Origin of the sequence: Streptomyces sp. NPDC048349 (assembly GCF_040651925.1) — a bacterium.
GTDB lineage: Bacteria > Actinomycetota > Actinomycetes > Streptomycetales > Streptomycetaceae > Streptomyces.
The window spans coordinates 38,723-47,265 of sequence record NZ_JBEZLA010000060.1 but is presented as its reverse complement, the minus strand read 5'-3'; the positions used below and the strand labels follow the sequence as shown (position 1 = coordinate 47,265).

10 protein-coding genes are annotated in these 8,543 nt (G+C 70.5%); 4 read left to right on the top strand and 6 right to left on the bottom strand.

Annotated features, from left to right (window positions below; all coding sequences use genetic code 11):
• Positions 1-125: 125 nt before the first annotated feature.
• The 4 genes from AB0D44_RS27505 to AB0D44_RS27490 all read right to left on the bottom strand — a co-directional run bounded on the left by AB0D44_RS27505 (position 126) and on the right by AB0D44_RS27490 (position 3,277).
• Positions 126-698, bottom strand: a complete 573-nt coding sequence (locus tag AB0D44_RS27505) for a Clp protease N-terminal domain-containing protein (RefSeq protein ID WP_362595727.1) — start codon at positions 696-698, stop codon at positions 126-128.
• Positions 698-907: a helix-turn-helix domain-containing protein gene (locus tag AB0D44_RS27500; RefSeq protein WP_042818984.1), complete on the bottom strand. Its 210-nt coding sequence runs from the start codon at positions 905-907 to the stop codon at positions 698-700. Before AB0D44_RS27500 ends, AB0D44_RS27505 begins: the two co-directional genes overlap by 1 nt.
• A 61-nt stretch (positions 908-968) precedes the next feature.
• Positions 969-1,931, bottom strand: a complete 963-nt coding sequence (locus AB0D44_RS27495) for a zinc-binding dehydrogenase (RefSeq protein WP_362595725.1) — start codon at positions 1,929-1,931, stop codon at positions 969-971.
• 143 nt (positions 1,932-2,074) lie between these two features.
• Entirely contained in the window at positions 2,075-3,277 is a 1,203-nt protein-coding gene (locus AB0D44_RS27490; RefSeq protein WP_362595723.1) for an NADP-dependent malic enzyme, read from the bottom strand.
• Between the two features lie 524 nt (positions 3,278-3,801).
• Between AB0D44_RS27490 and AB0D44_RS27485 the strand changes: the two genes are divergently transcribed.
• The 3 genes from AB0D44_RS27485 to AB0D44_RS27475 are packed head-to-tail and all read left to right on the top strand — an operon-like array spanning position 3,802 to position 6,490.
• The gene (locus AB0D44_RS27485) at positions 3,802-4,746 is read left to right on the top strand and encodes an ABC transporter substrate-binding protein (protein ID WP_362595721.1); all 945 of its coding nucleotides are present in this window, start codon (positions 3,802-3,804) and stop codon (positions 4,744-4,746) included.
• Between the two features lie 29 nt (positions 4,747-4,775).
• Positions 4,776-5,726 (top strand): amino acid ABC transporter permease, encoded by a 951-nt coding sequence (locus AB0D44_RS27480; RefSeq protein WP_362595719.1) that lies wholly within the window; start codon positions 4,776-4,778, stop codon positions 5,724-5,726.
• Between the two features lie 11 nt (positions 5,727-5,737).
• Positions 5,738-6,490, top strand: coding sequence for an amino acid ABC transporter ATP-binding protein (locus AB0D44_RS27475; protein ID WP_208948825.1), 753 nt, complete (start codon positions 5,738-5,740; stop codon positions 6,488-6,490).
• A 102-nt stretch (positions 6,491-6,592) separates the two neighbouring features.
• Here the strand turns inward: AB0D44_RS27475 and AB0D44_RS27470 are convergent, their stop codons facing one another.
• Entirely contained in the window at positions 6,593-7,282 is a 690-nt protein-coding gene (locus AB0D44_RS27470; protein ID WP_362595729.1) for a class I SAM-dependent methyltransferase, read from the bottom strand.
• 166 nt (positions 7,283-7,448) lie between these two features.
• Between AB0D44_RS27470 and AB0D44_RS27465 the strand changes: the two genes are divergently transcribed.
• On the top strand, positions 7,449-8,078 hold the full coding sequence (locus AB0D44_RS27465) for a CGNR zinc finger domain-containing protein (RefSeq protein WP_362595717.1): 630 nt from the start codon (positions 7,449-7,451) through the stop codon (positions 8,076-8,078).
• On the opposite strand, the gene sodX is transcribed toward AB0D44_RS27465, so the two are convergent.
• Entirely contained in the window at positions 7,982-8,404 is a 423-nt protein-coding gene (gene sodX, locus AB0D44_RS27460; protein WP_362595715.1) for a nickel-type superoxide dismutase maturation protease, read from the bottom strand. The two genes, AB0D44_RS27465 and sodX, sit on opposite strands and share 97 nt — an antisense overlap.
• Between the last annotated feature and the right edge of the window lie 139 nt (positions 8,405-8,543).

The window sequence follows — 8,543 nt, the reverse complement described above, 5'->3', positions numbered from 1 at the left end:
GGGGGCCCCCCCCGCGCCCCCCCCCCCGCCGCCGCCGCCCCGCCCACCCCGCCCCCCGCCGCCCCGGGGCGGGGGGGGGGGCGGGCCGGGCCCCCCCGGGCCGCAGCGCCGCCGGGCCGTCGCTGTCAGGCCGCCAGGCGCGCCTCGGCCGCCGGGTAGGTGACCCCGTGGTCCGTCAGGACCTCGGAGACCGTCCCGGGCCGGGAGACCAGGGCCAGGAGCAGGTGCAGGGTGCCGATGTGGCGGTCCTTGCGCCCGAGGGCGATGCGGAGCGAGCGCTCCAGGACCTTCTTCGAGCCCTCCGTGAAGGGGAGGTGGCGGTGGCCGGCGCGGCCGTCCGGGTCGTCCCGTCCCCACGCCGACCGGAGCGAGGCGCCCAGGGTCCGCCTGCGCGGCGCCGGGGCCGCGAGCGCACCCTCGCCGTGGGCCTCCTCGACGCGGGAGACGATCTCCGAAAGGTCGATGCCGAGCCCGGCCAGCGCCTCCTCGTCCGCCCGGGACAGGCCGCCCCGGCGGCGGGCCGCGGCGAGGTCCGCCGCCACCGCCGCGCGGTCGACGTCCAGGGCGTCCAGCGCGCCCCGCGACAGCAGGGCGAGCAGCAGGTGTTCCTCGGTGACCGAGGCCGATCCGGCCCGCCGGGCTTCGGCCACGGCGCCGGTCACGGTGTCGCGGGCCTCGGTCGTGAAGCGTTCGAACATCAGAGCCTCCCGTGCTTCTTGTGCACGGCCTGCCGGCTGACGCCCAGCTCGGCCGCGATCTCCTGCCAGGACCATCCCTGCGCGCGGGCACTGCGTACCTGTACGGCCTCCAGCTGCTCCAGCAGCCTGCGGAGGGCGGCCACGGCACGCAGGCCCACGCGCGGGTCACGGTCTCCGGCCCGTTCGGCGAGATCGGTTGCTTCCGTCATGACGTCAATTTAGGTTGACGCGGGAGGTGTGTCAACCCTTGTTGACGACGGGTCGCCGCCGCTACGGGGTGAGGACGACCTTTCCGAAGAGGTCGCCCGACGCGAGCTTCTCGAATCCCTCGCGCGCCCGGTCCAGCGGCAGCACCTCGTCGATGACCGGCCGCACCCCGGTGGTCGCGCAGAACGCCAGGAGGTCCTCCAGCTCGTCCTTCGAGCCCATCGTCGAGCCGACCACCTTCAGCTCCAGGAAGAAGATCCGGGTCAGCTCGGCGTGCGCGGGGCGGTCGCCGCTCGTGGCGCCGGAGATGACCAGGGTGCCGCCGGGGCGCAGCGACTTCACCGAGTGGGACCAGGTGGCCGCGCCCACCGTCTCGATCACGGCGTCCACCCGCTGCGGCAGCCGGGCGCCCGGTTCGTACGCCTCCAGGGCGCCCAGCTCCACGGCCCGCTTGCGCTTGGCCTCGTCCCGGCTGGTGGCGAAGACGCGCAGGCCCGCGGCCTTGCCGAGGACGATGGCGGCGGTGGCGACCCCGCCGCCGGCACCCTGGACGAGGACGGAGTCCCCGGGGCGCACCCCGGCGTTGGTGAACAGCATCCGGTACGCCGTCAGCCAGGCCGTCGGCAGGCAGGCGGCCTCCTCGAACGAGAGCCCGGCGGGCTTGCGCAGCACGTTCCAGGCGGGCACGGTGACCTGCTCGGCGAAGGTCCCCTGGTAGCGCTCGGTCAGGATCGAGCGGGGCTCGTCCGGGCCGACCCCGTGGCCGCTCTGGCCGATCACGGAGTGCAGGACGACCTCGTTGCCGTCCTGGTCGGTCCCGGCGGCGTCGCAGCCGAGGATCATCGGGAGCTTGTCCTGGCCGAGGCCCACCCCGCGCAGCGACCACAGGTCGTGGTGGTTGAGGGAGGCGGCTTTGACGTTCACGGTCACCCACCCGGGCCGGGCCTCGGGAGCGGGGCGCTCCCCCAGCTCCAGGCCGTTCAGCGGGTGGTCACGGTCGATTCGGGCGGCATAGGCAGCGAACATGCCGCGACGCTACCGCTGGGTACGGCCGGGTTCCAGCCCCTCGGGGAACGGGGTGGTGAGGTCTTCGTCGCACCCGGCCCAAAGCCGGCGGCCCGGCCGGATCGCTCCGGCCGGGCCGCCGCCCCTACAGCTCAACGCCCAGGTCAGGCCAGGCGGGCCACGCCGTCGGCCTTGGCCGCGGCGGCGACGGCCGTGGAGACGGCCTCCGCGACGCGCGGGTCGAACGGCGAGGGGATCACGTAGTCGGCGGCGAGCTCGTCACCGACGACACCGGCGATGGCGTCGGCGGCGGCGATCTTCATGCCCTCGGTGATCCGGGTGGCGCGGACCTTGAGGGCACCGGCGAAGATGCCCGGGAAGGCCAGCACGTTGTTGATCTGGTTCGGGAAGTCCGAACGGCCCGTGGCCACGACCGCCGCGTACTTGTGCGCGACGTCCGGGTGGACCTCCGGGTTCGGGTTGGCCATGGCGAAGACGAACGCGTCCTTCGCCATCGAGGCCACCGCCTCCTCGGGAACGGTTCCGCCGGAGACGCCGATGAAGACGTCCGCGCCCGCGAGGGCCTTCTCCAGCGAGCCGGTCTGGCCCGTCTTGTTGGTCAGGCCCGCGATCTCCGCCTTGACGTCCGTCAGATCGCCGCGGTCCGCCGAGACGACGCCCTTGCGGTCCGTCACGCAGACGTCGCCGATGCCCGCGTCCACGAGGATCTTGGCGATGGCGATGCCCGCGGCGCCCGCACCCGAGATCACGGCGCGCAGGTCGCCGAGCGTGCGCCCGGTGAGCTTGGCGGCGTTGCGCAGGGCGGCCAGCGTCACGATGGCCGTGCCGTGCTGGTCGTCGTGGAAGATCGGGATGTCCAGCGCCTCCTGGAGGCGGCGCTCGATCTCGAAGCAGCGGGGGGCGGAGATGTCCTCCAGGTTCACCCCGCCGAAGGACGGCGCCAGACGGATGACCGTCTCGACGATCTCGTCCGTGTCCTTGGTGGCGAGCGCGATCGGGACCGCGTCCACGCCGCCGAACTGCTTGAAGAGGATGGCCTTGCCCTCCATCACGGGGAGGGAGGCCTCGGGACCGATGTCGCCGAGACCGAGCACGGCCGTGCCGTCGGTGACGACGGCGACCACGTTGGACTTCCAGGTGTACTCGTTCACCAGCTCCGGCTGCTCGGCGATGGCGCTGCACACCTTCGCCACGCCGGGGGTGTACGCGAGGGACAGGTCGTCCTTGTTGGTGACCGGCACCGTGGCCTGGATGGCCATCTTGCCGCCCCGGTGCAGGGCGAACACCGCGTCCGGGTTGTTGTCCGTCGCGTTGTCGGTGTGAGGGTTGACGATCTCCGCTGCCACTTTGTGTGACCCCTTAAGTCCTTTGAATCGTTGAGGGTGGCCACTCCTGGTTAAGGGGTGGGCGGGCACCGCGTTCGTACTCCGCATCGGCGGTTGGACCGCCTCCGCGGAGGGGAGGTTCGTACGCGCGGGCGCGCCGCACGCGCGCCCTGAGCCCCGGATGAGGGGTGTAAGGATCTGTTCTACCGGATGAACGCTCACCCAGACGAGTCGATTCCGGCTCGACCATAGGCTGCTTGTCATGGTTTTGGCTAAAAGTCCAAACCCGTGTGTCCAATGGGCGAGACGCACCGCAAATAGTGAGGCGGAACGGGCAGGTCACGGCGGTTTGTGCGGCTCCGGGGGCCCTTGCCCGCAGTCCTGTTGGGTAGCCGGGGGTGTCCGTTATCTGATTTTGACCTCGCGGGCAGCCTGAATGCGTCAGTCCGAATGGCAAGATGCCGTAATCACACAAGGTCGCGACACTCGATGGTGCGTGCCCGACCGTTTTTCGGTGCTTTTCCACCAGCCGGAGGAACCAGCTCATGACCGCAAGCATCACCCGTCGTTCGACCGCCTCCCGGTCCCGGATCGCCGCGGTCGGCGCGATCGCGGTCGCCGGTGCCCTGATCCTCACCGGCTGTGGGGACCAGACCGACAGCGGCTCCGCCACCAAGGAGAAGACCAGCGACGCTCCGCTGTTCTCCAAGCTTCCGAAGAAGATCCAGGACGCCGGCGTCATCAAGGTCGGCTCGGACACCGCCTACGCCCCGATGGAGTACGTCGAGAACGGCAAGATCGTCGGCGTCGACCCCGATATCGCCCAGGCGCTCGAGAAGCAGCTCGGTGTGAAGCTCCAGTTCACCTCCGGCACCTTCGACGGCCTGCTCACCTCGCTCGAGACCGGCCGCCAGGACATCGCCATGTCCTCGATCACGGACAACAAGAAGCGCCAGGAGGGCCTGGACGACAAGGGCGCCAAGATCGGCAAGGGCGTCGACTTCGTCGACTACTTCTCCTCCGGCGTCTCGCTCCTGGTCAAGAAGGGCAACCCGGAGAACATCAAGTCCTTCGACGACCTGTGCGGCAAGACGGTCGCCGTCCAGCGGGGCACCACCTACGAGGACACCTTCAAGGCGCAGGCCGAGAAGTGCGGGGACAAGAAGCTCACCATCGAGGCGTTCGACACCGACGCCGAGGCCCAGACCCGCGTCAAGGCCGGCGGCGCCGTGGCCGACCTCAACGACTTCCCGGTCACCGCCTACGCGGCCAAGACCTCGGGCGGCGGCAACGACTTCGAGGTCGGCGGCCAGCAGACCGACGTCGGCCTCTTCGGCATCGCGGTCTCCAAGGACAACACCCAGCTGCGCGACGCCATCAAGGAAGCCCTCGACGCCATCATCAAGGACGGCTCCTACGCCAAGGTCCTGGAGAAGTGGAACGTGAAGGACAGCGCCGTGCCGTCCGCCACGATCAACGCAGGCAAGTGATCCGAGCGCTCCACTGAAGGGCAGTCGTTGTGACTGACAAGATCGACAAGGGTCCGGCCGCAACCCCGCCGGCCGGACCCGGCGCCTCGGGCACCCCCTACGAGGCGATCAAGGCCATCCCGGTACGGCACTACGGACGCTGGGTCAGCGCCGTGGTCGTGGCCGTGCTGCTCGCGTGGCTGGTCTACGCGTTCTCCCAGGGCAAGATCATCTGGGGGACGGTCGGCGACAAGCTGTTCGACTCCTCGGTCCTCAGCGGCCTGGGCAACACCATCATCATCAGTGTCGCGTCGATGGCGCTGGGCCTGGTGCTCGGCATCCTCTTCGCCGTGATGCGGCTCTCGCACAACCCGGTCACCAGCTTCGTGTCCTGGCTGTACATCTGGTTCTTCCGCGGCACCCCGGTCTACGTGCAGCTGCTGGTGTGGTTCAGCCTCCCGCTGATCTTCCAGTACATCAACCTGGGGCCGATCTACAAGAACGAGACCGTCGACGTCATGACGCCGTTCATGGTCGCCCTGCTGGGCCTGGGCCTGAACGAGGGCGCCTACATGGCGGAGATCGTCCGTGCGGGCATCCAGTCCGTCGACGAGGGCCAGAGCGAGGCCTCCCACGCACTGGGCATGACCCGGACGCAGACGATGCGCCGGATCGTGCTGCCGCAGGCGATGCGGGTGATCATCCCGCCGACCGGCAACGAGTTCATCAACATGCTCAAGACCTCCTCCCTGGTCTCGGCGGTCCAGTACACCGAACTCCTGCGGGCCAGCTCCAACATCGGCAGCACCGCCGGCGCGATCATCGAGATGTACTTCGTCGCCTCCATCTGGTACCTGGCGCTGACCAGCGTGTTCAGCGTCGGCCAGTACTACCTGGAGCGCCGCTACGCCCGCGGTTCGCTGCGCAGCCTGCCGCCGACGCCGCTGCAGCGGCTGAAGGCCAACCTGAACATGTTCCGCCGTACGGAGGTGGCGAAGTGACCGCCCAGCCGATGGTCAAGGCAGAAGGCGTCCACAAGTCGTACGGCGCCGCCCACATCCTGCGCGGGATCGACCTGGAGGTCGCCCCCCGCGAGGTCTTCTGCCTGGTCGGCCCGTCCGGCTCCGGCAAGTCGACCTTCCTGCGGTGCATCAACCACCTGGAGCGGATCAACGCCGGCCGGCTGTCGGTCGACGGCCAGCTGGTGGGGTACAAGCAGAAGGGCGACAAGCTCTACGAGCTGAAGGACAGCGAGGTCGCGGCCCAGCGCCGGGACATCGGGATGGTCTTCCAGCGCTTCAACCTCTTCCCGCACATGACGGCCATAGAGAACGTCATGGAAGCCCCGGTCATGGTCAAGGGCGAGTCCAAGGCGGTGGCCCGCGAGCGCGCGGTGCGCCTGCTGGACCGCGTGGGCCTGGGCGACAAGGGCGGGAACTACCCCACCCAGCTCTCCGGCGGCCAGCAGCAGCGCGTGGCGATCGCCCGCGCGCTGGCCATGGAGCCGAAGCTGATGCTCTTCGACGAGCCCACCTCGGCGCTCGACCCGGAGCTGGTGGGTGACGTCCTGGACGTCATGCGGGACCTGGCCGAATCGGGCATGACCATGATCGTGGTCACGCACGAGATGGGCTTCGCCCGCGAGGTCGGCGACAACCTCGTCTTCATGGACGGCGGCGTGGTCGTCGAGTCGGGCCACCCGCGCGAGGTGCTGGGCAACCCCCAGCACGACCGGACGAAGGCCTTCCTCTCCAAGGTGCTCTGAGCCGGGGTGTTCTGACACCGGGAACGCGAAAGAGGGGCGGTACGGGAATCCCGTACCGCCCCTGCGCCGTTCCCGGTCCCTGCTCCGGGCTGCCGGCCGGCCCTACTTCACGCCCAGGACCAGCCCGTCCGAGGGGGAGCGCCAGACCGTGCGGGCCTCCGCGAACCCCGTGGCCAGGAGGGTGCGGACGTGCCAGGCCTCGGACGGGGTGTCGCCGTCGGCGTGCTCCCCGAAGATCGCGAAGCGCTGCTCCACGGCCCCGGCCAGAACCGGATCCGCGGCGGCCCCGGCCCACCACTCGGCCCAGTCGGGCACACCGGACGCCTTGGCGCGGGCCATCCCGGCGTGCCGGTGAGCGCGCTCGGCGGCGTCGATGCGGGGAGTGGCCGGGTCGGGCATGCGGTCGGCGTTCATGAACACCCCGGCCGGGCGGACCAGCAGCGCGAGCTGCCCGTACAGCACGGCGAGGTCCTCGGCGTGCAGCCAGTGCAGGGCCGTCGCCGTCAGGACCGCGTCGTACGTGTCGTGGGGCAGGGCCGCGCGCCAGTCGGGGTCCTTGAGGTCCGCCGTCACGAAGGCGACCCGGTCATCGCCCGCGAAGTGGCCGCGGGCGATGGCCAAAAGCGCCGGGTCGAGGTCGACGCCCGTGCAGGTGGCCTCCGGGAACCGCTTGAGCACCCGGTCCGTAATACTTCCCGTACCGCACGCGAGATCCAGTACCCGGGGGGCGGGGCCGACCAGGGCCTCGACCATGTCCAGCATCACCCGGAACCGCTCCTCGCGGTCGGGCATGTACCACTCCTGCTGGCGGTCCCAGCTGTCCTGCCAGGCCTGCCAGTAGGCACCGGTATCGGTCGTCCCTGCCGTATCCACCCTCGCGAACCCCTCTGTACGTAATACCCTCGAATACGTCTCAGCCGTTACCGTAGACACTAATCCGCAGCCGTAAGGACTACAAGTGGAACTGGCCCATTACTCGGACTTCGCCGTGCGCCTGGTCAACACCGAGGAGCCGGCCCGCAACAAGGACTCGCTGACCTCGGTCGACGCCGTCCGCGCCCTGTTCGGCGCCAGCGTGCAGATGGCCCGCCGGGTCACCGAGACCGACGTCACCCGCTTCCGCAACGTCCGCGGCCGGCTGCGCGCCGTCTTCGAGGCGGCCGACGGCGGCGACCACGTCCTCGCCGTCGACCTGCTCAACTCGCTGCTCATGGAGTTCCCCGTCAGCCCGCAGGTCTCCGGCCACCAGACCCTCGGCGAGGACGGCGCCCCCGACTGGCACATCCACCTCGCCGAACACCCCTCGAACGCCTCCGCGGGCTACGCCGCCATGGCCTCCTTCGGACTGGCCTTCCACCTCACCGAGCACGGACCCGACCGGCTCGGCCTGTGCCAGGCCGCACCCTGCCGCAACGCCTACCTGGACACCTCCACCAACCGCTCGCGGCGCTACTGCTCCGACCGCTGCGCCACCCGGGCGAACGTGGCGGCCTACCGCGCCCGCAAGCGGCTGGAGGCCGAGGCGTCCGCCCGCAGCGGGCGCAGCGCCGAAACCGCCCACGACAGCCGCGCCCTCAGCGACCGCTGACCCTCCTCGCGCGGCCGGAAGCGCAGGACCGCCGTCGCCAGCACCAGCTCCCCGGGCACCGGCCCGAAGACGGTGCTGTCGCCGGTCTCGTTGTACGGGTTGTCGCCGAGCACCCACCAGCAGCCGCCCGGACGCCGCTCCACCGCCCGCTTGACCACCAGCAGGTCCTGCTGGAACGGGTGGCGCAGCACCACCACGTCACCCGGACGGACCGCCGCCCCGTAGCGGACCACCAGCCGGTCGCCGTGGAGCAGCGTGGGCACCATCGACGGCCCCGCCACCTCCACCACCTCGAACCGCTTGCGCGGGCGCCCGATCTCCGTCATGCCCGACCTCCTCGTCACCCCCCGCATGCTGCCGTACGGCCCCGTACATTCGCTCACCGGTCCGCACGCGAGCCTGGACTTTTGTCCTAAGCCCATGGGGGCGACCGCGAAAACGGGATTCCGAGCGAGTAATCTCCCC